Origin of the sequence: Streptococcus plurextorum DSM 22810, assembly GCF_000423745.1 — a bacterium.
GTDB classification, from domain to species: Bacteria; Bacillota; Bacilli; order Lactobacillales; family Streptococcaceae; genus Streptococcus; species Streptococcus plurextorum.
On record NZ_AUIO01000005.1, the window covers coordinates 83805 to 105054 of the forward strand.

Below are 21250 nucleotides of genomic sequence, written 5' to 3' on the forward strand. Positions count from 1 at the left end.
AGTCCCGTATTCAGTTCCTTTCTATTCTTTAAACAACACCTCAGGTGTGTTCATTTTCGTTTTAAATATTAGGTAAATCAGAGCTAAGCTCTATGACAAACTAGAGACAAACCCGATTATAACTTTACAGCAAGTCTAGCCTTAGCTACGCTGCTATAGGGAATTTCTACCGTTTTCTGACGTGTTTTATCCAGATAATCAAGAGTCAGGTTTTCTCCGTCAAAAGCTGTTAAATCGCCTTGAAAAACTTTGACCTTATCAATAACCTTATAAAGAGACACGTTGATATATTGCCCTACCGCTGCTGCCAATGCCTCTTTGGTCTTCAAAGGGCGTTCTAGTCCTGGACTAGACACTTCAAGCATATACTGAGCTGGGAATGGATCTGGCTTAATGGTATCCAGAAGTGGGCTGATAATATCGGTTAAGTCTGCCGTATCTTCAACCGTAATCCCTCCCGGTTTATCGATCAAAACTGACAGAACATAGTCCGAGCCCATCTTTTCGTACTCAATATCAACTAACTCAAAAGGTTCGGGAATAGCCGGACTGACAACTTCCGTGACTAATTCTACAACAGTTGCGATTATAATCACCTCCATTTTTTACATAGACAAAGGGCAAGTTACTCACTCGCCCCTTTCTCGTATATTTTTAACTATTATAGCAACTTTTTCGAACTATTGCAAGAAAAAGCTCTGTCTAACGACCTATCCTTCAGCCACTTGTTTCGCCAAGGCAAAGTTTCCAAGGGTTGCTGAGCCATTTTCCGCAACAGCAGGTGTTACGATGTAGTCTTTCACGTCAGGCGTTGGCAGGTAGTCATTCATGAGACCGACAAATTTCTCACGCACACGGTTGAGCATGTGCTCTTGAGCCATAACACCACCACCAAATACAATAACCTGCGGACGATAAAGTAGCGTCGCTTGAACAGCCGCTTGGGCAATGTAGTAAGCCTGCACATCCCAGACATCTGAATTGAGCTCAATCAATTCCCCGCGAATGCCCGTACGACCTTCAAGAGACGGACCTGCCGCCAAGCCTTCCAAACAACCATTGTGGAAGGGACACATGCCGTTAAACTCATGTTTGATATCATAAGGGTGTAGGGCGACATAGGTATGGCCCGCTTCTGTATGGCCTAAGCCACCGATAAATTCACCGTTTTGGATGGCCCCTGCACCAATCCCCGTACCGATGGTATAGTAAACCAAACTTTTGACACCCTTACGAACCAAAGTCTCTCCGTACGCTGATGAATTAACATCCGTTGTAAAGTAGAAAGGAATATTAAACTCCTTTTTAATCAGACCAAGTAGATCAACATTTGACCAATGCTCTTTTGGAGTCGTGGTCACATAGCCATAAGTTTTAGAATTGGGATCAATGTCAATCGGTCCAAAAGAACCAATGGCAATACCAGCCAAACGATCCTCATAGCGTTTGAAAAACTCTACTGTACGCTCAATCGTTTCATAAGGGGTTGTGGTTGGAAATTGCGTTTTTTCAACCACTTGAAACTGCTCATCACCGACAGCGCAAACAAATTTTGTCCCGCCTGCTTCAAGGCTTCCATATAATTTTGTCATGACATTCCTCTTTAATTTATCTTGTTCTCTTTTATTATACCAAAAATGACAAAGAAAGGGCTGAGATATTACCCAGCACCTTACTTTATAGCCTTATTTGACTTCAACAAGTGAAGTACCTACTGTAACAGTTCCTTCAGCAACTGGAGAAACCTCTGCAAAGTCAGCTGTATTTGTCACGATAATCATCGTTGTGTCGTCAAGACCTGCTTCAGCAATCGCTGCGCGGTCAAATGTCGCAAGAACATCTCCTGCTTTGACGCGTTGCTCAGCTTTAACCTTAGCATCAAAGCCTTTACCATCCATAGAAACAGTGTCAATACCGATGTGAAGAAGAACTTCTGCACCTTTATCAGACTTAATGCCGTAAGCATGACCTGTTTCAAAAGCGATTTGGATAACACCATCAACTGGTGAGTACAATGTGTCTCCGCTAGGTTTGACAGCAATACCTTTACCCATCGCACCTGACGAGAAGACTGGGTCGTTAACATTTTCAAGGGCAACAACGTCACCTTCAAGTGGCGATACAATGGTTTCTTGTGAATTAGAAATTTCTGTAGTTGCTCCAACTTGTTCTGAAGTCACTACAACTTGTTCTTGCACAGCAACAGCTGCTGCAGTCGCTGCCTCATCTGCAAAAACTGCTGATGCTTTTGTCTTACCATAAGTGTAAGTAAAGATGAAGGCTGCTGCAAAAGCAATCAACTCAGCAACTACATACATCGGAATTGAAGACGCTTTGATTGAAAGGAAACCAATGAATCCTGCAGCCCCAAGAGAGACAGCGATAACATGAGTCAAACCTGCAAAAAGAGCACCGATTGCTGAACCTGCAAGAGCACAGAAGAATGGGAAACGATACTTCAAGTTAACCCCGAAGAGAGCTGGTTCTGTAATCCCAAGAAAGGCAGAAACTGCTGCTGAACCTGACAAACCTTTTGTTTTCGCATTTTTTGTCAAGAAATAGATAGCAAGAGTTGCAGCACCCTGTGCTACGTTGGCCATTGAGGCAACAACAAAAATGTAATCACCATATCCTGTACCGTTATTATTATAAGCTGACAAGAGTTGTGTCTCGATGGCTGGGAAGGATTGGTGAAGACCAGTCATTACAATCAATGAGTAGGTACCACCAAAGATACTCATTCCCAACGCACCAGTTGTGTCGTACAACCAAACAATGGCATTGGTTATCCCATTAGATACTGTCAACATTACAGGTCCGATAACTGTAAAAGTCAAGAATCCTGTAATCATCACTGATAATAATGGTGTAAATGTAAAGTCAACTGCTGATGGTAATTTCTTATGGAAGAATTTTTCAAGCGTTGCAAGAAGCCATACAGCCACAAGAACTGGTATAACTTGGTAGGCATAGTTTGTTTGAGCTACTTGGAATCCAAAGATATCCCAAAACGCTTCCTTACCACCCAAATCTGGCGTTGTCATGATCATACCAATAGCTGCACCGAGGAATTGGTTTGCACCAAAGCGTTTTGCAGCAGAGATACCTACAAGGACTGGTAAGAACATGAATGGCGCTGCTGACATCAATTGAATCATTGCAGAAATACCTTGAATTGCAGGGTACATTTCTTCAATTGATTTTGGTCCAAACAAGTCTGGTGAGGTTAAGAAGTTACGAAGAGCCATCAATAAACCACCTGCAACAAGAGCAGGAATGATTGGAACAAAGATGTCTGACAACAACTTAATCAAATCCATCAATGGGTTGAATTTCTTGTCTTGCGCTACAATCTGTTTCAAATCATCTGTTGAAACTTCTTTTAAACCTGTAGCCTTGATGAGCTCTGCATATACAAAGTTTACATCACCAGGTCCGATAATCACTTGATATTGGCCATTTGTGCTAAATGTACCTTTGACATCTGCGTTATCATCAAGTGCTTTTTGATCCACTTTTGATTCATCTTTCAAAACCAAACGAAGACGTGTCGCACAATGTGCTGCAGCAACAAGATTATCTTTACCGACTGCCTTAATGACTTCGGCAGCTACTTTACTATAATCCATTACAGTAAACTCCTTTAATTTTTTTGTGAAAGCGATTGACTTTCTGTTACATGCATAGTTTATCACGACAAACAGAATATGTCAATCGTTTTGCAGAAATTTATTTTTTCTGCCTTTTTTCATTGATTTTTAAAAGGAAAACGTTTATCATATTAAGTGTAAGAATATATAGAAGTTTACCTAGAAAGAAGACGATTATGAATTTACCTACTGAAGTTCGCTACCGCCCTTATGCTGATTGGACGGCTAAAGAACGTGAAGCCATTGCTGAAAATGTTGCTAAGTCACCTTGGCACGCCACTTATCACTTGGAGCCTAAAACAGGCCTTCTCAATGATCCTAATGGTTTTTCTTATTTTGATGGAAAATTCCACCTATTTTATCAAAATTGGCCTTTTGGTGCCGCACACGGCTTAAAACAATGGGTACATACCACATCAACTGATTTGGTTCATTTCAAAGAGACTGATACAAGACTGCTACCTAATCATGCACACGATAGCCACGGTGCTTATTCAGGTTCTGCCTATGAAATAGATGACAAGCTCTTTCTTTTTTATACAGGAAATGTCCGTGATGCCAATTGGGTGCGTGATCCCTTGCAAATCGGCGCTTGGATGGATAAAGATGGTAATATTGAAAAATTTACCGATGTTCTGATCCAACAGCCTAACGATGTTACCGAGCACTTCCGTGACCCGCAAATCTTTGACTACAAAGGACAATTTTACGCCATCGTTGGGGCTCAGAACCTTGAAAAATCTGGTTTTATCAAACTTTACAAAGCTATTGATAACAATGTCAAAAATTGGGTTGAGGTCGGAAACTTAGACTTCGGTGGTACGGGTTCTGAGTACATGATTGAGTGCCCCAACTTGGTATTTGTAGACGACAAGCCAGTTCTCCTTTATAGCCCTCAAGGCCTTGATAAGTCAGAACTCGACTACCAAAACATCTATCCAAATACCTATAAAGTTTTCGACAGCTTCAACCCAGAAACACCTGCTCTCATTGGAGAGGCCACTCTTGAAAACTTAGACTACGGCTTTGAAGCATATGCCACCCAAGGGTTTAATACACCAGACGGTCGCACGCTTATCATCAGCTGGATCGGGCTACCTGATATTGACTACCCAACCGATCGCTACGATTATCAAGGGGCAATGAGCTTGGTTAAAGTGCTTTCTATCAAAGATGGCAAGCTTTATCAAACACCTGTCGCTGACATGACCAAACTTCGCCAATCATCGACAGCTCTAATGAGCCTAGATCGTACCAACAACACTTATGAGTTGGAGTTTACTGTCTCAGCAGAAACAACAGCCGATTTGCTACTTTTTGCAGATGGTGATGGAAACGGGTTACGCCTCACCGTTGATACAAAGACAGGAAAGGTTATCCTTGACCGCTCGGCTTGCGGAGAACAATATGGACTCGAATATGGCAGCACACGCGAATGCACTATTGACAAGCAAGAAACTTCTATCCGCCTCTTTGTCGATAAATCAATCGTGGAAATCTTTGTCAACGGCGGTGAAAAAGTCTTTACAAGCCGCGTCTTCCCTACAGACAAGCAAAACGGCCTTGTCATCCCAAATGGCGTGACTGGCACATATTACGAATTAGGATAAGCTATGGTCGCAAAATTAACAGATGTTGCAAAACTTGCAGGAGTCAGTCCTACAACCGTCTCCCGTGTCATCAATAATAAAGGTTATCTATCACAAAAAACCATCGACAAAGTCCGCTCTGCAATGAAAGAGCTAGGCTATCAACCAAATAGTTTAGCTCGTAGCTTACAAGGAAAATCAGCCAAACTTGTCGGTTTAATCTTTCCAAGTGCCAGCAATATCTTTTTTGCCGAGCTGATTGAAAGACTGGAACGCGAACTCTTTTCGCGTGGCTACAAGACCATCCTTTGCAATAGCGAGAATGACCCAAACAAAGAACGCGAATACCTTGAAATGCTAAGCGCCCATCAAGTTGATGGCATTATTTCCTCTAGTCATAACCTTGGTATCGATGACTACGAGAAAGTCGAAGCACCTATCGTGGCCTTCGACCGAAATCTGGCACCTAATGTTCCTATCATCTCATCAGATAACTTTGAAGGGGGCAAACTAGCTGCCAGCTTACTTGAAAAAAACGGTTGTCAGAACATTATGATGATTACAGGTAATGATAACTCGGACTCCCCAACAGGACTCCGCGCCCTAGGTTTCAACTACCCACGTAAAAACCATAAGGTTATCAACGTCCCTGGGAACCTATCGCCACTGCGCCGGGAAATGGAGATTAGAGCAATCCTTAGCAAACATCAGCCAGACGGCATCTTTGCCTCAGACGACCTCACTGCCATATTAATCATGAAAATGGCTGAGCAGATTGATTCTGACTACGCACAAAAACTCAAGGTCGTTGGCTATGACGGCACAACCTTTATCGAACATTATTTCCCTCAATTAACCACGATTAGGCAACCTTTGGAAGAAATCGCTAAGCTTTTAGTAGATGTTCTTTTGAAAAAAATCGATGGCCAAGCAACACAAAAAGATTATATTTTACCTGTGCAACTGATCAATGCGCACAGTTTATAAGTTTTAACCCTCTATAGCACTTGTATAGAGGGTTTTATGGTACAATAAGAATATTATGACAATTAAAAAATCTCTGCTGACCATCGCCATCTCCTGTTTTATAGGGCTAAGCCATCACGTTGCCGCTAATGATTTTCAAGCCGCTGCAGAACATGCTATCGCGGTGGAAGTGTCTACTGGCAAAATTCTTTATGAAAAAGATGCTAAAACCCCTGATGCCATTGCTTCGATCACCAAAATTTTGACAGTCTATATGGTTTATGAGGAAATCTCAAAAGGCCATCTTTCCTGGGACAGCCAAGTAGTTATTTCAGATTACGCCTATGAATTAACCCATAATTATGCTGTCAGTAATGTCCCTATGGAAGCCCGTCAGTACACCGTCAAACAACTGGTCGATGCTGCCCTTATCGCTAGCTCAAACAGTGCTGCTATCGCTTTAGCAGAAAAAATCTCTGGTAGCGAGCCTGAGTTTGTGAATCAAATGACCAAACAACTCGAAGAATGGGGCATCACCGATGCAAAACTCGTCAACGCTTCTGGATTAAACAATGGTTTTTTAGGGCAAAATATTCACCCCAACTCTACAACTGACGATGAAAACACCATGAGTGCACAAAGCGTCGCCATTATCGCCAAACATTTAGTGACTGATTATCCTGAAATCCTGACCATCACTTCTCAGGCAAATATCGATTTTGCAGGTACTCTCATGCACACTTATAATCAGCTAATAGAAGGTCAACCCTTCTCTCGTCCCGGCGTTACAGGACTTAAAACCGGAACATCCGAACAGGCAGGCGCATCCTTAGTCACAACTTCAACAGAAAATGGCATGCAAGTCATTACCGTTATCCTTAACGCTGATCACTCCGATCAAGATAGTAGCACGCGCTTTGCAGCTGCAAATAGCCTATTAGACTATATCTCTAACAACTATCAGATGAGCACCTTGGTGACCAAAGGAAATAGCTTCAACAATAAGAGTGTTAAGGTCACAGATGGTAAAAAAGATAGCGTTACGGCAGTGGCAAGTCAAGAGGTTCGTGTGGTCACGCCCAAAAATAGCACCGAGCTAAAAGTGCGCTTTGACGATCATCAGGTGACTGCTCCCGTCTCAACTGAAACAGTGGTTGGCAAACTGACCTATGATGATACTTATCTGGTTGGAGATGGCTATCTTTCTGATCCTCCAAGTACACTATTAGTCTCAGGAGAGGCCGTCCAACGTGCTAACTTTCTAAAAGTTTGGTGGAATCACTTCATCACTTATCTTGACAAGAATCTCTAATTTCACCCCTTATACAACGATGACAAACTATCACATTACAATTCTTAAAACACAAGACAACATTACGGTCAAAGAGCTGTTGGAAGAGCATTGGTTAATCCCTCGAAAAATCAGGCACCTGCTGCGCACCAAAAAACACCTGCTTATCAACAACCAACAGGTCACTTGGCAGACCCTGGTGAAGGCAGGAGACAGCGTTCAATTAACCTTTGACCAAGATGATTACCCTGAAAAAAGCATTCCTCTAGGGCAGGCAGACTTGGTGGAGGAACTCTATCAAGATGAGCACCTCATTATCGTCAACAAGCCCGAAGGCATGAAAACCCACGGCAATGAGCCAACGGAAATTGCCCTGCTCAACCATGTCTCTGCCTATGTGGGTCAGACCTGCTATGTGGTCCACAGGCTCGATATGGAAACCAGCGGAGCCATTCTCTTTGCCAAAAATCCCTTTATCCTGCCCATTCTCAATCGGCTCTTGGAAGACAAGGTCATCTACCGTGACTACCTGGCCCTCTGCCAAGGGCAGCTCAAAAAGACAGACTGGTCTATCACCGATAAAATCGGACGGGACCGGCATGACCGTAGAAAGCGAGTGGTCGACAACCGCAAGGGGCAGGTGGCTCTTACCCAGGTCCGCCTCTTGAAGACCATTGGCAAGAACAGTCTGGTCTCTTGTCGCCTCCAGACAGGACGGACACATCAGATCCGAGTTCATCTAGCCCACCACGGTCATGCCCTAATCGGGGACCCACTCTACAGTCGAGTCTCTGCCCCACATCTCATGCTCCACGCCCAAAAACTGACCTTAACCCACCCGCTAACTCTAGAAAAAATCAGCGTGGAGGCACCGTCAAAAAGCTTTGAGAAGTACCTTAGCTAAAACACTTCCCCTCTTATAGCGAACCCTATATCATTATAAATATAAGGATATACTATGAACATGGATCTACAAACTCACATCGCTACTAGAATACGGCAAAACCGCAAGCGCCAAGGTATCAGCCAAGAAGCCTTAGCGGAGAAGGCTGGTTTAGGAGCAAAGGCTGTGCAACATATCGAAGGCCAGAAGTATGACTTTAAAGTCACCACACTTGAAAAGGTTATTCATGCACTAAACATGACTTTTCATGATTTTTTTGATTTCCCATCTAAAGATACCGATGAGCAGCTTACGGAATTGATTGATGCTATCAGGGGTTTGCCAAAAGATAAACAGGTTAACATTATTCAAGCTTTTAAGGACATTACAAAGCAATTGCACTAAAAAACTCTCCTTATTTCAACATAAGGAGAGTTTTGTCTTATCCATAAGATGTTACATCATGCCACCCATGCCCATTGGATCCACGGCTGGAGCTGATGCAGCTGGTTCTGGTTTATTAGCTACAACCGCCTCTGTGGTGAGGATAAGGCTAGCTACTGAAGCTGCATTTTGAAGGGCAGAGCGGGTAACCTTAACAGGATCGATGATTCCCGCTTCCACCATATTAACCCACTCACCTGTAGCTGCATTAAAGCCAATACCTGCTTCGCTGTGCTTAAGTTTATCAATAATGACTGAGCCTTCATAACCAGCATTGTAAGCAATTTGACGTACCGGCTCTTCCAATGCACGGAGAACGATGTTGCGACCAGTAGCATCGTCACCATCAAGGTCAAGCTGAGCAACTTTTTCAATAACGTTGACAAGGGCAGTTCCGCCTCCTGCTACAATGCCTTCTTCAACCGCTGCACGCGTCGCGTTAAGAGCATCTTCGATACGAAGCTTCATTTCCTTAAGCTCGGTCTCTGTAGCAGCGCCGACTTTGATGACCGCGACACCACCCGCTAGTTTAGCTAGGCGTTCTTGCAGTTTTTCACGATCAAAATCAGAGGTCGTTGTCTCTAATTGAGACTTAATCAAGTTGACACGGTTAGCAATATTAGCCGCTTCACCTGCCCCCTCAACGATCACTGTGCTATCTTTGTCAACGGTCACCTTAGCAGCCTGACCTAGCGCAGCCATTGTAGCATCAGAAAGTTCAAGGCCAAGGTCTTCCGTGATTACTGTAGCTCCTGTCAAGACCGCAATATCTTCTAGCATAGCTTTACGACGGTCTCCAAAGCCTGGTGCTTTGACTGCTACCACATTAAAGGTTCCACGAATCTTGTTGAGCACAAGTGTCGGCAGAGCTTCCCCGTCCACATCGTCAGCAATGATGAGCAGTGGTCGGCTCGTTTTGAGCACTTCCTCAAGAAGCGGTAAAATGTCTTGAATATTGGAGATTTTTTTGTCTGTGATAAGAATCAGTGGATTGTCAAGGTCAGCAACCATTTTCTCACTATCTGTTACCATATACTGAGACAGGTATCCTCGGTCAAATTGCATCCCTTCAACCACTTCAAGTTCTGTCTCCATACCTCGTGATTCTTCGATGGTGATGACGCCATCTTTACCCACGCGCTCCATCGCTTCAGAGATATAGTCACCAACTTTTTCTGAACGTGAAGACACCGCTGCAACCTGAGCAATCGCTTCTTTGTTTGCAACTGGTTGAGCAATGGCCTTGAGTTCCTCAACAGCCTCTGCCACAGCTCTTTCAATTCCTCGACGAATACCGATTGGATTAGCACCTGCGGTCACATTTTTAAGCCCTTCACGAACGATAGCCTGTGTCAACACAGTCGCTGTAGTGGTTCCGTCTCCTGCGATGTCATTCGTTTTGGAAGCAACTTCAGAAACTAATTTTGCTCCCATATTTTCAAAATGGTCTTCTAGCTCAATCTCTTTAGCGATGGTCACCCCATCATTAGTGATTAAAGGAGAGCCAAAAGCTTTTTCAAGAACGACGTTACGTCCTTTAGGACCAAGCGTCACCTTAACAGTATCTGCTAAGATATCCACCCCACGAACCATAGCGCTTCGTGCATCTGATGAAAATTTGATTTCTTTTGCCATTTGATTTTCCTCCTATTCTACAATCGCTAAAACATCTGCTTCTCTGATGATGGTCACTTTCTGACCATCTTCTTTCACTTCGATACCAGCCAGACTCTCTACTAAAACGGTTTGTCCGACAGCTACACTAGGAGCAATCAACTCTCCTGTCAGGCTGCGAATGCCTTCGCCGACTGCGAGCACTTGTGCTTTCTTGGTCTTGTCATGGCTAGCGCCTGCTAAGACAAGACCACCTAACGTTTCTTCTTTTTCTTCGGTAAATGCGACCACTAAACGGTCTCCTAATGGTTTTAACATAAAATCCCTCCTTTGTTTAGCACTCTTAGACGAAGAGTGCTAATTCTTACTCCTATTTTATCATGCCTGCCAGATTAGTCAAGTCAAAAAATCATTCAATTTGGCAAAGGTTTTATGATTTCGAATGGTGAGGCTTCTGTAAAATGGCTGTTTAGCCAATTCTTTATGATAGGCTGTTTTCAAATAAGAGGCTTCCTGACACTTCCCCCAAAAGATGGCTGTCTCACCAAAATACACCAGCTCATCTCTCAAAGTCAGTTGAGAAATAACGGCCTCAATCTCCTCTTTTTGATGAATATCTGTGTAAAAAAGCACGTCTTTTCTAGCCAAGTCCTCCCACCACCATTTGGGCAGGTTCTCAGTCTCTCGATGATAGGCATCGCGACTAATCAAGGCAAATGCTGTGATAAATGGGTAGTACTTCTTCAGACACCTCCAAATAAGCTGACGCAACTGAGCTAGAGCTAAATCTGATGAGAAAAAGAGATTCCCCGAATTGATATAAGAAGTCACGTCCACAAGCCCTATCTGACTTAAATAAGCGCGAAGATCAGCCATAGGGACCTTATGGTTACCACCAACGTTAACCCCACGCAAAAGCAAACTATATCTCATCAAAAACTCCTTTGATCAGGTCACGTAATTCTCGTCTTTTAGCAATCCAAAGTGGTCGATCATCATAATCATGCGTCCGATTAGTCAAAAAAATAGCTGCGCTCTGCTTCTTACGATTGATCATGACAAAAGGCCCTGTATAGCCCGTATGATCAATCCAATCACCCTCTAAATTCCAACCAACTGAGCGCGGCCTATCTCCCTGACTAATATTCTGCCATAGTTTGGCCGCAAAATCATCCTCCAAGTAATGCTGGCAAAAGATCTCCAAATCCTGTAAGGTAGAAAAGAGTCCTGCTGAACCCGCATGAACACCAAGGATACGCGCCTTAGGATCATGCACCACACCATCTGTAATCCCTTTAACCGTTGGAACTGCCCCCTGACACGGACCAAAGCCCGTCTCTGTCATTCCAAAAGTATGATAGACCTGCTTCGTGAAAATCTCATCTAAAGACTCGCCATAAAGCTCTTCTAGCATAAAACCAAGCAGTAGAAAATTGATGTCCGTGTAGTGAAAACCTTTATTCTCCGTTACTTTAATAGCATTGATTGCTGTCTTTAGCTCTTCAGCAGACAGATGATTTCGATTGGGGATAAAGGGGTCAATGCCCGTTGTATGGGTCAATAGCTGACGCAGCGTCACCGTTTCATCCTGAAATGCAGGGTAGTATTCCCTTAGAGGCTTATCTAGGTCTAAAGCTCCGCTATTTAACAAAAAAATGCAGACAGTTGCTACCCCGACAACCTTTGACACCGAAGCCAAATCATAGGTCAAACCTGAAAAAACGGGCTTATGCCCGTCTTGACTCCCTAAAAAATACTCTTTCCATTGCTGATTGTGATAAAGAGCCAAGCTTGCTCCTGGATATAGCTTTTCAGCTATCTGCTGGCTAATCTTATCTATGATTCTTTTCATGCCTTACTAAACCAGATTTCAATATTACTTGTATCTTTAATGACTAAAAGTTTCTTATCTTCAAAAATGATTTCGCAACCCAAGTTGGCTAAGTCTGTTTTTACTGCCGACATCTCCACTTCTGGTGAAACTTCAAATTCTAAAAATTCCAAATCCCACACCGTGTCAGGATCACTCAACAAATCCGCCCCTTGCGCTTGCTGAAACTCCATTTCTATTGGCAGATTAAGTTTGTGATAGAAAGCTTGCGCTACTGCTAGATCTGGTACATTTAAAACGATGGTTTCAATGGTAAAATCTGACACCCCCTTGAAATCTGCCTGCAAGGTAAAATCAGCTGCATCGATTTTCTGAAGCCTTGTTCGGTCTTCTTCTGCATGCAAAAGATAAGTGTAACCCTCAGGACTAGTCGCTTCAAAAGCGTAGCCATTTTCTCCTTTGAAAATCTGATCGACTGAAATGCCACTAGCCAAGAGAGACTCTATCTCGCTAGCCTCTTGAATTTTAATAATAGTCTTATGAAGTTTGCGAGGTCCCTGAACAGCACGTGTACGATAAGTCGGGGATTCTTCAATCACAAACCTTCTTTTAGGGTTATTTTCAGTCGAAAAAATGGCTATGGCATTTTCTTCTGAAATCAATTTAAAACCAAGTACTTTTTGATAGAATGTGATATTAGCATCTCTATCCAACACCCTGACGACAGGGGTTTTAAAAGTGACTGTTTCTTGTAATGTCATATATTTCTCCAATCCTTTACATTTTAAAATAAAGTGAAACATTTATCAAGAAATTACATACTTGATTTCTTTTTTCTAATATCTTTTTAAGAAAAAGACCCGATAAATCGGGTCTAAACCTACAGATTACAAGTAGAGGTATTTGAATAGGGCAACTGCAGCAATAGCTGCTACGATTGGAGCACAAACACCAACCCAAGCATACCACCATTTTGAATCAGCCTTAGCATCACCAAGTACTGATTTTGGCAACAAGTGGTGAACAATACGAGGCCCTAAATCACGTGCTGGGTTAAGACCTGGACCAGTCGGACCGCCAAGAGCTGCTACAAGTGCCATAACTAAGAAGCCAAGACCTAGATGCGCCACTGCTTGTGGGCCAACTAAGAATGGAGCAACTTTTCCTTCAAGTTCTGCTGTCAAAGTTGCAATCTGATCAGCTGTTACGGTCATCCCTTGTGCCTTAGCTAGAGCAACCTGGTCATTGACCGTATTCATTAGAATCTCTGAACCAAAGAAATTCTTGGTCAAGGCAAGCGCGCCAAAGAAAAGGACAAAAGAACCAACAAATTCATTGGCAAAGCCGTTGACGATCGCTGCTTTACGGCTTTCAACTGTTCCCTCATCAAGTGCGCTAATGGTTGAAAATGACCCCAAAATATGATTAGGATTTTCAGTTTTCAAGAAGTAAGGGCGATAAACCGCTACGACAACCAACTGACCAAACATAGCTCCCAAAAGTTGCGCTAAAATGTATTGACCAACATGCGCCCATGGAAAGAGTCCTGATACCGCAAGTCCAAGTGTAAAGGCTGGGTTGATATGGTTACCAGATACGTTACCAAACATCAAAGCTGGCATCATAACTGCCAAGCCATAGCCAATAGCAATTAGAATCCACCCAGAGTTGTTCCCTTTTGTGCCTTTAAGGTCAACGTTTGCAACGGTACCATTACCGATGATAATCAGCAAAGCTGTCGCTAAAAATTCAGTGATATATTTCACTGTCCATGTTACATCCATGTGTCTAGACTTCCTTTCAAGTTATGAATTTTTTTAGACATCCTCCATTCTATCAAGTATAATAGATAAAGTAAAGGTAATCCATTAAAATAAAACGTTTACTTTTTAGAGAGGATGCTATGCGCTACAATCAATTTTCCTATTTTCCCGTTTCTAGTGATGTCGCCGAGCAGGAATTACAGTCGCTAGGATTTGCCATTTCGTCTGAAAATGACTTCAAAACAAACCTGGACATTTTCCTTAGAAAGGTGCTCTCACTACGCTATCAGGATACCGACTATGCACTATCCATGTGGATTGCAGACAGTGACACTGATCTGCACCGTTTCTTTCAATCTGACCGTGAAGTGACTACTCAAGTCTTCAATACTATTGCCCTTCAACTTCTTGGCTTCATCCCAAATGTAGACTTCACAGACGCCGATGATTTTATCCATAAGCTCAATTTCCCCATTTCCTTTGACGCTAGCCTTAATCAGTTACACCAGCTCTTAGCGACACGTTGTCAGTCAGGAAATACCCTTATTGACCATTTGGTCTCTGAAAATCTTATTCCTGTGACAAACGACTACGTCTTTTTCAATGGAAAATCTCTCGCAACCTTTGACACAGGCAATCTTATTCGTGAAGTGGTCTATGTTGAAACCTCTGTTGACACCGACACCGACGGGCAGACAGATGTGATTAAAGTCAACATTATTCGCCCTAGAACAACTCACAAACTCCCTACCATCATGACCGCGTCTCCTTATCAGCAAGGCGTGAATGCCCCAGCCTCTGATGCTCTTACCCATAAGATGGAAGGCGAATTGTTTGTCAAACCCGCACAAACAATTTCTGTCAAAGAAGAAGCCATTCAACAATTAGAAACCACCTCCCTTACCGATCAGATCGATGACGCCGAAGAGACCTTTACCACCCTGCCACGTCCTAGCTACACACTCAACGATTATATGCTGGCTCGTGGCTTTGCAAACATCTACGTATCAGGGATCGGCACTCTAAACTCTGATGGTTTCATGACGACTGGCGACTACCATCAAGTCGAAGCTTATAAGAGTGTTATTGACTGGCTAAACGGCAGAGCTTCTGCCTTTACCAATAAATCACGAAAAACGCGTGTGGTCGCGACTTGGGCAAGTGGGAAGGTCGTTACATCTGGCCTGTCTTATCTAGGAACCATGTCTAACGCTCTTGCGACAACAGCTGTTGAAGGACTAGAAGTCATTATCGCAGAAGCTGGTATTTCCTCTTGGTATGACTATTATCGCGAGAATGGGCTTCTTGTCAGCCCTGGTGGCTACCCTGGTGAAGATTTGGACAGTCTGACCGAATTCACCTATTCACGAAACCTTCTAGCCGGAGATTACCTGCGCCACAATGCCTACTATCAAGCAAGGCTCAAAGAGCAAAGCCTAGCCATTTCTAGAGAAACCGGTGACTACAATCAATTTTGGCATAACCGCAATTATCTAAAACACGCAGACAAAGTCACAGCAACTGTCGTCTTTACTCACGGAACTCAGGACTGGAATGTCAAGCCAATCCATGTTTTTCAGATGTTCAAAGCTCTCCCGAATCACATCGATAAGCACCTGTTCCTTCACCACGGGGCTCATGTTTATATGAATAACTGGCAGTCTATTGATTTCCGCGAAAGCATGAATGCTTTGCTAACGCAAAAATTGTTAGCAATAGGCAGTTCATTTGCCCTGCCAAAAGTGATTTGGCAAGACAACAGAGACGACCAAACTTGGCAAACACTTGATGATTTTGGTAGCCCAAGCCAGGAAACCTTTATCCTATCCGCTCCTGATACTAAGATTGCTAATCAATACGAGCAAGAGACCTTTGATAACTACTGCAAAAACTTTAACACCTTCAAGACCAAACTCTTTCATCAAGAAGCCAATGCCCTCACCTTTGATATCCCTTTAGAAAAAGCTCTGCTACTAAATGGCCGACCTAAGCTCAAACTTTTAGTCAAATCATCAACCAATAAAGGATTGCTCTCTGCTCAGCTATTGGAAAAAGGGCAAAAAAAATACCTCCAAGATATCCCAAGCATTGTCGTGGGTAAATCAGTCGATAACGGTCGCCTTTTTAAAGTAGAAGACCTGGTTGAACTCCCTAAACGAGAAGCCAGTCACCGTGTCATTTCAAAAGGACATCTTAATCTACAAAACCGTAAGGGATTACTAGACATCATGGACGTCACACCAGACCATTGGATGACCATTGAGTTGGAATTACAACCTAGCATTTACGCGTTAGAAAAAGGAGACCAGTTACGCTTGGTTCTTTATACCACTGATTTTGAGCATACTATTAGGGACAATAGTGACTACCATTTAGACCTTAAGGAAGTCTCCTTAATACTCCCAGTTCTGCCATAAATATGCTATAATAACTAAAAATGAAATGGAAAGGTATTCGGCTTTTAGCCGAATAAGCACATAGAGTCCTAACAAAGGCTCTATAGCTAGGTAATATTGAATATGATGAATATGCAAGACTTGTTCCACGATTTTTTAAGTCCTGTTATCATCAGAAACATTGATTTAAAGCCTTTCTAAATTTACTAAATCTAACTAAAATCATTTAAAATTATCTCAATAAGACAAAAAATAGATAATGGCAGTATCTTCCTTATATAAAAAAATCTTCCTACTTTTATATAGTAAGAAGATTTTTTACTTTTAGTTCATTATCCTCGTTTGCGTCTTCTTGCATTTACTAGACCAAGGCTAGTTAATACCGCTACGCCAAAGAGTGCCAACAGACTTGTTTGTTCCCCTGTACTTGGCAAGCTCTTAGCACGTTCAACACGTGAGTATGACACTTTTTCGCCTTCGGCAGTTTGTGTCACGGTTACCCCTGTTTGCTTATCACTCACAACAACCTTACCGTCCACAATTTTCACATCTTGACCGTTAGCGATTGCGGCTTTGACAGCTTCGATGTCAATTGCAGGCAATGGATTAGCAGTTGGTGAGTCTTTTGGTACGGCAATGATTGTACCGTCAGGAAGAGTAACAACTGTGTTGTCTTTTGCTTTTTCCTCAAGGTCTGCAAGGATTGCGTATTCCTCTTGGAGTTCAGCCAACTTAGTTTGTTCCTTAGCCAATTCACCTGTGATAACATCAAGGTCTTCTTGAACAAGGGCAAGTTTTGTTTGTAGACCCTCAAGCGTAGCTTGTTTTTCAGCAAGTGTTGCTTGTGCTTCAGCAAGAATAGCAGGAGCATTCAAGTAGCCTTCCAACTCTTCTGCAAGAGCTGTTGCTTCTTCAACCAAGCGGTCTTTTTCTGCAAGAAGTGCATCACGTTCTGCAACAAGAGCTGCAAGCGTTGCTTCTTCAGTAGCAAGAGTTGTTTTTGCAGTTTCAAGGGCAGTTGCTTTAGCACTTGCGATTGTTTGTGCATCTGCAAGTTCTGCTTGAGCAGTGTCAAGAGCTGCTTTTTTCTCAGCAAGAGAAGCAGAGAAGTTATCAACCGCTTTTTGTGCGTCAGCTTGGCGAGCTTCTGCATTTTGAAGAGCAATTTCAGCTAGACGCAAGTTGTTTTCAGCAACTTTTGTTTGAAGCGGAGTAGCAATTGCATCAGCAAGGACTTTCTCAGCTTGAGTTTTAGCTGCTAGAGCAGTTGCATAGTCTGTGCTTGCTTTAGTAAGTTCAGCTTTGGCTGCGTTTGCTGCTGATTGCGCAGCAGTCAAGTCAGCTTGAGCTTGAGTGAGGTTTGCACCATTTGGTGTTAGACTCTCAAGATAACTGATATAGGCATCGTTTGTGACCAACGCATTCTCAATATCATAAGCTTTATAATACTCACCACCTGTAAATTTAGATAAGGTGTGCATATGCATTGTCGTCTTAGGTGTAACTGCAAATGATACTGCTGTATATTCATATGGACCAACATTATGGCGGGCATGCCCCCAACCAGCATGAGCGTCATTTGTTACTGAATCAATAATTTCACGAATAACTTTTTGCTTTAACTCAGCCATTGTGTAATGGTATCTGGTTTGACGCTTCTTGAAATTAGTTAAACTTGATCCATTTAGACCATCAGTATCTGTGCCAAATGATATTTCTGAGCTCCAAACATTTTCAGTGCCGAAACCGTATTTAGTCAAAATTGTACGATCGTGACCACCACGAAGGTCGGGATTGTTATCCCCTTTTTCCATATATTCTTTAGCGACACTTAAAGCATTCTCAATAACTTTTGTGTTTAATTTTGTTGGAGTAAACGTTGCACCAGTATGAGTCGCATATTGACGACGGATATCGTTCAAAAAACGAACTGCTACTTCGTTGATTTCAATAGCATCTTCCAACGAGATGTTTCGAATGTCAATCCATTGCTCTTTTTCAGAATCAGCATAAATTTGAATAGTTCTATTTTCTAAATTAATGCGTTGTTCACCAAAAACTGTTTGGGCTCGCTTGATTAATTGATCCGCATACACACTTTCTTTGTCAAGATTAGCCAATTCTGCTTCGGAAGCAGGTTGGCTCCAATCTACATTTTTATACAAGCCTAGCTGAATGGTATTCATTTCTTGAGGTTGAAGCGTGAATGTGAGAATTGCTGATTGATCGTGACCAACAGGTTTAGCTTGGTTATTTGTTAGCGTAGCGACACGATCTTGAGCTAACTTGAGAACTTCATCTGCATATATTACAGCATCCTGTGCATCAGCCAATTTAGCTGAAGAATCTGCAACAGCATCGGTTTTAACTGCGACATCACTTGTTAGGGTATCAATAGTAGTTTGGCGGTCAGCATCAGCTTTGATAGCTGTATCGACAGCCGTAGCTGCACTTTCAACGTTGTCTTTAGCTGCTTTTACTTCTGTTGTTGCTTGGTCAAGAGTCGCTTGAGCTTCAGCGAGACCTGTGCCAGAAAGGGCATCTTTAGCGGCTTTCACGTCAGCTTCTTTAGCAGTAACAGCGCTATCAGCTGCGTCTTTTTCTGCTTGCGCAGTATCAACAGCAGTTTGTGCGTCAGCAACGGTTTGAGTTTGTGCTGCGATTTCAGCGTTGACTTCATCAGTTTCTGTAGCGTTAGCTGTTTGGTCTGCAAGGTTAGCTGTTTGGTCAGCTTGATTTGCAGCGATATTTTCTGGTGTTGCGTTAGCAAGATTTGCTTCAGCATCAGCAACAGCGTCAGTAGCAGTAGTCACATCAGTTTGAGCATCAGTCACTTCTTTAGCAATGGCATCCGCTTCAGCTTGAACTTGTGTAGCTTCTGTTTCAAGAGCCTTCACGACAACTTGTTGTGTGTCAACTTCTGATTTGACAGCAGCAGCAGTTTTAGGTGTTTCTGCAACAGTTGCTTCAGTTACAGTTGGCGCAGTTGTAGCTGGATTTGTTGCCACATCCTCTGCCAAGGCAGGTGTAGCACCTGCACCAATAACGGTAACGACAGCAGCTCCTGCTGCTAGGGTTTTGAGTTGTTTGTTTCCCATATCTTTCTCCATTATTACTTTTAGGAAAGTCTTGACTGTTAAGTCAAGACTTGTTATATGTAGTATAACAAGCGATTTGTCAAGTCTTATCACTCCCTTTTATAGACTATTTTACCATATTTTTTTGGTTTGTGGGCTAATTTTTATTATTTTTTAGTCTGAACGATGGTTATTTTCTATTATAAATACTTGTATCATAGATTTAATTATGAGGTGTCAAATGAAATCTATCCAGTTACAAGATTATTTAGGGCGTAGAATACGCACCATTCGTAAAGAAAAAGGTCTAAGTCAGCAAAAATTGAGTGAAAACGCAGGTGTAGGTATTGATTATATTTCAAACCTTGAAACAAAGGGATCTAACATTAAGATTGATACACTAGAGAAAATCCTCAAGGGTTTGGATGTTACACCATCAGAACTCTTTGAAAGTCGTATAAATCCCCAAAATCCACAACTTGAAATGTTAGCAAACCAATTAGCCCTACTTCCCAAAGAAAGCCAAGACCAGCTCTTAGATGCCTTCCAACTTCTTATAAAAACTGTCAAAGATAAACCAAACCGCTAAGATTAATTCCTAGCGGTTCTTCTATTCTTCTGATTTTCTCTCCTGATAATATGCTGATTTATTGTAAGAATTGTAACGTTCTAACGCTTTATAATATTCAAAATCTAATCGCCTATCATCATCTGCATCAACTATTGTCAAAAAATCGCTATCTTCTTGCCACTGTTTAATATCAATTGGCGTGAAGAATTTTTCAAATAATGCTTTGAGCATAACTTCATGAATTTCTGCTTTTGAGATTGAGCCTACCCACGTTCGAAAAGCTGTTTTCTCTTCTATACTCTTTATCGTATCTTCTGTTATATCTTCGTAGGGGCGGGCTTCACTTAATCTTTGTTTATAATTTTTAAATTTCGCTAGGTCAAAACCACTCTTTCTCACAAGATAATTCTGACACCTCGTCTCTAACCTTTCAAGGACTTCAAATTGAAAAACCTTAGTTCTATTACGACCAACTGTTCTATATCCTGCCTTCTCCCACTCATGCATACCTAATAATTCTCTCAAAAATTTTGCACGTAATGTTTTTCGGATATTTTGCGTTTCTGGAATTTTATACTTTTGTATCATTTCTTCGATAAAATCTGGGAGAGTTTTTACTTTCAATTCAATCATCTTGAAATTCCTTTCTTTAAAATGTATACCGTAACAATGTTATTATATACCGTGAGAGCTTTAAAGTCAACTATCTAAGAACATTTTTATATACTAATGAGTTGCATGATGTTAGAATTGAATCATGAAGTAATCGCCCCAAAGGCTATGCTTCAAATATTTTATTTTTTTAGGAGGTGCCCATTATGGCATTTTACAAGAAAACAAGTGGTTACAGCAGTAACCTCGCACAACAACTTTTGGATGGCGAAGTGGTCAAACTTGTCGGCAAACAAGTTGAAGACCAGTTTGAATTTATCAAAACTGGCGACATTGTCAACGGCAAAGAAAAGATGAAACGTACACAAAATGTACAAGCATATCATGTTTATGTTGCAACAGATAGTCAGAATCCGTTCAGGATTAAGTTTCTTCCAGAAAACAAGCCCGACCTAAGCGGGTTCGAGATTGGCGATACCGTCACATTTGAAGGGTTAGAGGCTTACGAAAATAATTACGGTCAAGTGTATTTCCGAGCCACAGCAATTAAGAAAGGTAAGTAA

General features: G+C 42.1%; 19 protein-coding genes. 8 read left to right on the top strand and 11 right to left on the bottom strand.

Features of this window, described 5'->3' with window-relative positions; all coding sequences use genetic code 11:
• Window positions 1-116: 116 nt before the first annotated feature.
• From rimP to G575_RS0105395, 3 genes are all read right to left on the bottom strand, one after another.
• A complete protein-coding gene (gene rimP, locus G575_RS0105385) occupies window positions 117-602 on the bottom strand; it encodes a ribosome maturation factor RimP (protein WP_037622729.1) in 486 nt (161 codons plus the stop codon).
• A 108-nt stretch (window positions 603-710) separates the two neighbouring features.
• The gene (gene scrK, locus G575_RS0105390) at window positions 711-1592 is read right to left on the bottom strand and encodes a fructokinase ScrK (protein ID WP_027971818.1); all 882 of its coding nucleotides are present in this window, start codon (window positions 1590-1592) and stop codon (window positions 711-713) included.
• A gap of 93 nt (window positions 1593-1685) precedes the next feature.
• Window positions 1686-3629, bottom strand: a complete 1944-nt coding sequence (locus tag G575_RS0105395) for a sucrose-specific PTS transporter subunit IIBC (RefSeq protein WP_027971819.1) — start codon at window positions 3627-3629, stop codon at window positions 1686-1688.
• 197 nt (window positions 3630-3826) lie between these two features.
• Here G575_RS0105395 and G575_RS0105400 point away from each other — a divergent pair, with 197 nt between their 5' ends.
• The 5 genes from G575_RS0105400 to G575_RS0105420 all read left to right on the top strand — a co-directional run bounded on the left by G575_RS0105400 (window position 3827) and on the right by G575_RS0105420 (window position 8784).
• On the top strand, window positions 3827-5260 hold the full coding sequence (locus tag G575_RS0105400) for a sucrose-6-phosphate hydrolase (RefSeq protein ID WP_027971820.1): 1434 nt from the start codon (window positions 3827-3829) through the stop codon (window positions 5258-5260).
• 3 nt (window positions 5261-5263) lie between these two features.
• Entirely contained in the window at window positions 5264-6226 is a 963-nt protein-coding gene (locus tag G575_RS0105405) for a LacI family DNA-binding transcriptional regulator (RefSeq protein ID WP_027971821.1), read from the top strand.
• A gap of 61 nt (window positions 6227-6287) precedes the next feature.
• Window positions 6288-7517 carry a D-alanyl-D-alanine carboxypeptidase PBP3 gene (pbp3, locus tag G575_RS0105410; protein WP_027971822.1) on the top strand — a complete coding sequence of 410 codons (1230 nt, stop codon included), beginning with the start codon at window positions 6288-6290 and terminating at the stop codon, window positions 7515-7517.
• 19 nt (window positions 7518-7536) lie between these two features.
• Window positions 7537-8400, top strand: coding sequence for an RluA family pseudouridine synthase (locus G575_RS0105415; RefSeq protein WP_051176940.1), 864 nt, complete (start codon window positions 7537-7539; stop codon window positions 8398-8400).
• A 54-nt stretch (window positions 8401-8454) separates the two neighbouring features.
• A complete protein-coding gene (locus tag G575_RS0105420) occupies window positions 8455-8784 on the top strand; it encodes a helix-turn-helix domain-containing protein (protein ID WP_027971824.1) in 330 nt (109 codons plus the stop codon).
• Between the two features lie 51 nt (window positions 8785-8835).
• Here G575_RS0105420 and groL read toward each other — a convergent pair whose 3' ends face one another.
• The 6 genes from groL to gla all read right to left on the bottom strand — a co-directional run bounded on the left by groL (window position 8836) and on the right by gla (window position 14052).
• The gene (groL, locus tag G575_RS0105425) at window positions 8836-10458 is read right to left on the bottom strand and encodes a chaperonin GroEL (protein WP_027971825.1); all 1623 of its coding nucleotides are present in this window, start codon (window positions 10456-10458) and stop codon (window positions 8836-8838) included.
• A gap of 12 nt (window positions 10459-10470) precedes the next feature.
• Complete coding sequence (gene groES / locus G575_RS0105430; RefSeq protein WP_027971826.1) at window positions 10471-10755, bottom strand: co-chaperone GroES; 285 nt, start codon at window positions 10753-10755, stop codon at window positions 10471-10473.
• Window positions 10756-10833: 78 nt separating this feature from the next.
• Window positions 10834-11373: a DUF1697 domain-containing protein gene (locus G575_RS0105435; protein WP_027971827.1), complete on the bottom strand. Its 540-nt coding sequence runs from the start codon at window positions 11371-11373 to the stop codon at window positions 10834-10836.
• Window positions 11360-12289 (bottom strand): serine hydrolase domain-containing protein, encoded by a 930-nt coding sequence (locus tag G575_RS0105440; RefSeq protein WP_027971828.1) that lies wholly within the window; start codon window positions 12287-12289, stop codon window positions 11360-11362. The genes G575_RS0105435 and G575_RS0105440 overlap by 14 nt, the downstream gene beginning before the upstream one ends.
• A complete protein-coding gene (locus G575_RS0105445; protein ID WP_027971829.1) occupies window positions 12286-13029 on the bottom strand; it encodes a CppA N-terminal domain-containing protein in 744 nt (247 codons plus the stop codon). Before G575_RS0105445 ends, G575_RS0105440 begins: the two co-directional genes overlap by 4 nt.
• A gap of 126 nt (window positions 13030-13155) precedes the next feature.
• On the bottom strand, window positions 13156-14052 hold the full coding sequence (gla, locus tag G575_RS0105450) for an aquaglyceroporin Gla (protein ID WP_027971830.1): 897 nt from the start codon (window positions 14050-14052) through the stop codon (window positions 13156-13158).
• Between the two features lie 119 nt (window positions 14053-14171).
• On the opposite strand from gla, the gene G575_RS0105455 reads away from it, so the two are divergent.
• Entirely contained in the window at window positions 14172-16448 is a 2277-nt protein-coding gene (locus G575_RS0105455; protein WP_027971831.1) for a Xaa-Pro dipeptidyl-peptidase, read from the top strand.
• Between the two features lie 311 nt (window positions 16449-16759).
• Here G575_RS0105455 and G575_RS0105460 read toward each other — a convergent pair whose 3' ends face one another.
• Window positions 16760-19525 (bottom strand): SEC10/PgrA surface exclusion domain-containing protein, encoded by a 2766-nt coding sequence (locus tag G575_RS0105460; RefSeq protein WP_027971832.1) that lies wholly within the window; start codon window positions 19523-19525, stop codon window positions 16760-16762.
• 220 nt (window positions 19526-19745) lie between these two features.
• Here G575_RS0105460 and G575_RS0105465 point away from each other — a divergent pair, with 220 nt between their 5' ends.
• Complete coding sequence (locus tag G575_RS0105465) at window positions 19746-20093, top strand: helix-turn-helix domain-containing protein (RefSeq protein ID WP_027971833.1); 348 nt, start codon at window positions 19746-19748, stop codon at window positions 20091-20093.
• 21 nt (window positions 20094-20114) lie between these two features.
• Here G575_RS0105465 and G575_RS0105470 read toward each other — a convergent pair whose 3' ends face one another.
• Window positions 20115-20708 carry a hypothetical protein gene (locus G575_RS0105470; RefSeq protein ID WP_027971834.1) on the bottom strand — a complete coding sequence of 198 codons (594 nt, stop codon included), beginning with the start codon at window positions 20706-20708 and terminating at the stop codon, window positions 20115-20117.
• Between the two features lie 185 nt (window positions 20709-20893).
• On the opposite strand from G575_RS0105470, the gene G575_RS0105475 reads away from it, so the two are divergent.
• Complete coding sequence (locus tag G575_RS0105475; RefSeq protein WP_027971835.1) at window positions 20894-21250, top strand: hypothetical protein; 357 nt, start codon at window positions 20894-20896, stop codon at window positions 21248-21250.

Coding starts and splice junctions, on each gene's coding strand:
- rimP (WP_037622729.1), bottom strand. CDS start 602: ATGGAGGTGATTATAATCGCAACTGTTGTAGAATTAGTCACGGAAGTT.
- scrK (WP_027971818.1), bottom strand. CDS start 1,592: ATGACAAAATTATATGGAAGCCTTGAAGCAGGCGGGACAAAATTTGTT.
- G575_RS0105395 (WP_027971819.1), bottom strand. CDS start 3,629: ATGGATTATAGTAAAGTAGCTGCCGAAGTCATTAAGGCAGTCGGTAAA.
- G575_RS0105400 (WP_027971820.1), top strand. CDS start 3,827: ATGAATTTACCTACTGAAGTTCGCTACCGCCCTTATGCTGATTGGACG.
- G575_RS0105405 (WP_027971821.1), top strand. CDS start 5,264: ATGGTCGCAAAATTAACAGATGTTGCAAAACTTGCAGGAGTCAGTCCT.
- G575_RS0105415 (WP_051176940.1), top strand. CDS start 7,537: ATGACAAACTATCACATTACAATTCTTAAAACACAAGACAACATTACG.
- G575_RS0105420 (WP_027971824.1), top strand. CDS start 8,455: ATGAACATGGATCTACAAACTCACATCGCTACTAGAATACGGCAAAAC.
- groL (WP_027971825.1), bottom strand. CDS start 10,458: ATGGCAAAAGAAATCAAATTTTCATCAGATGCACGAAGCGCTATGGTT.
- groES (WP_027971826.1), bottom strand. CDS start 10,755: ATGTTAAAACCATTAGGAGACCGTTTAGTGGTCGCATTTACCGAAGAA.
- G575_RS0105440 (WP_027971828.1), bottom strand. CDS start 12,289: ATGAAAAGAATCATAGATAAGATTAGCCAGCAGATAGCTGAAAAGCTA.
- G575_RS0105445 (WP_027971829.1), bottom strand. CDS start 13,029: ATGACATTACAAGAAACAGTCACTTTTAAAACCCCTGTCGTCAGGGTG.
- gla (WP_027971830.1), bottom strand. CDS start 14,052: ATGGATGTAACATGGACAGTGAAATATATCACTGAATTTTTAGCGACA.
- G575_RS0105455 (WP_027971831.1), top strand. CDS start 14,172: ATGCGCTACAATCAATTTTCCTATTTTCCCGTTTCTAGTGATGTCGCC.
- G575_RS0105460 (WP_027971832.1), bottom strand. CDS start 19,525: ATGGGAAACAAACAACTCAAAACCCTAGCAGCAGGAGCTGCTGTCGTT.
- G575_RS0105465 (WP_027971833.1), top strand. CDS start 19,746: ATGAAATCTATCCAGTTACAAGATTATTTAGGGCGTAGAATACGCACC.
- G575_RS0105470 (WP_027971834.1), bottom strand. CDS start 20,708: ATGATTGAATTGAAAGTAAAAACTCTCCCAGATTTTATCGAAGAAATG.
- G575_RS0105475 (WP_027971835.1), top strand. CDS start 20,894: ATGGCATTTTACAAGAAAACAAGTGGTTACAGCAGTAACCTCGCACAA.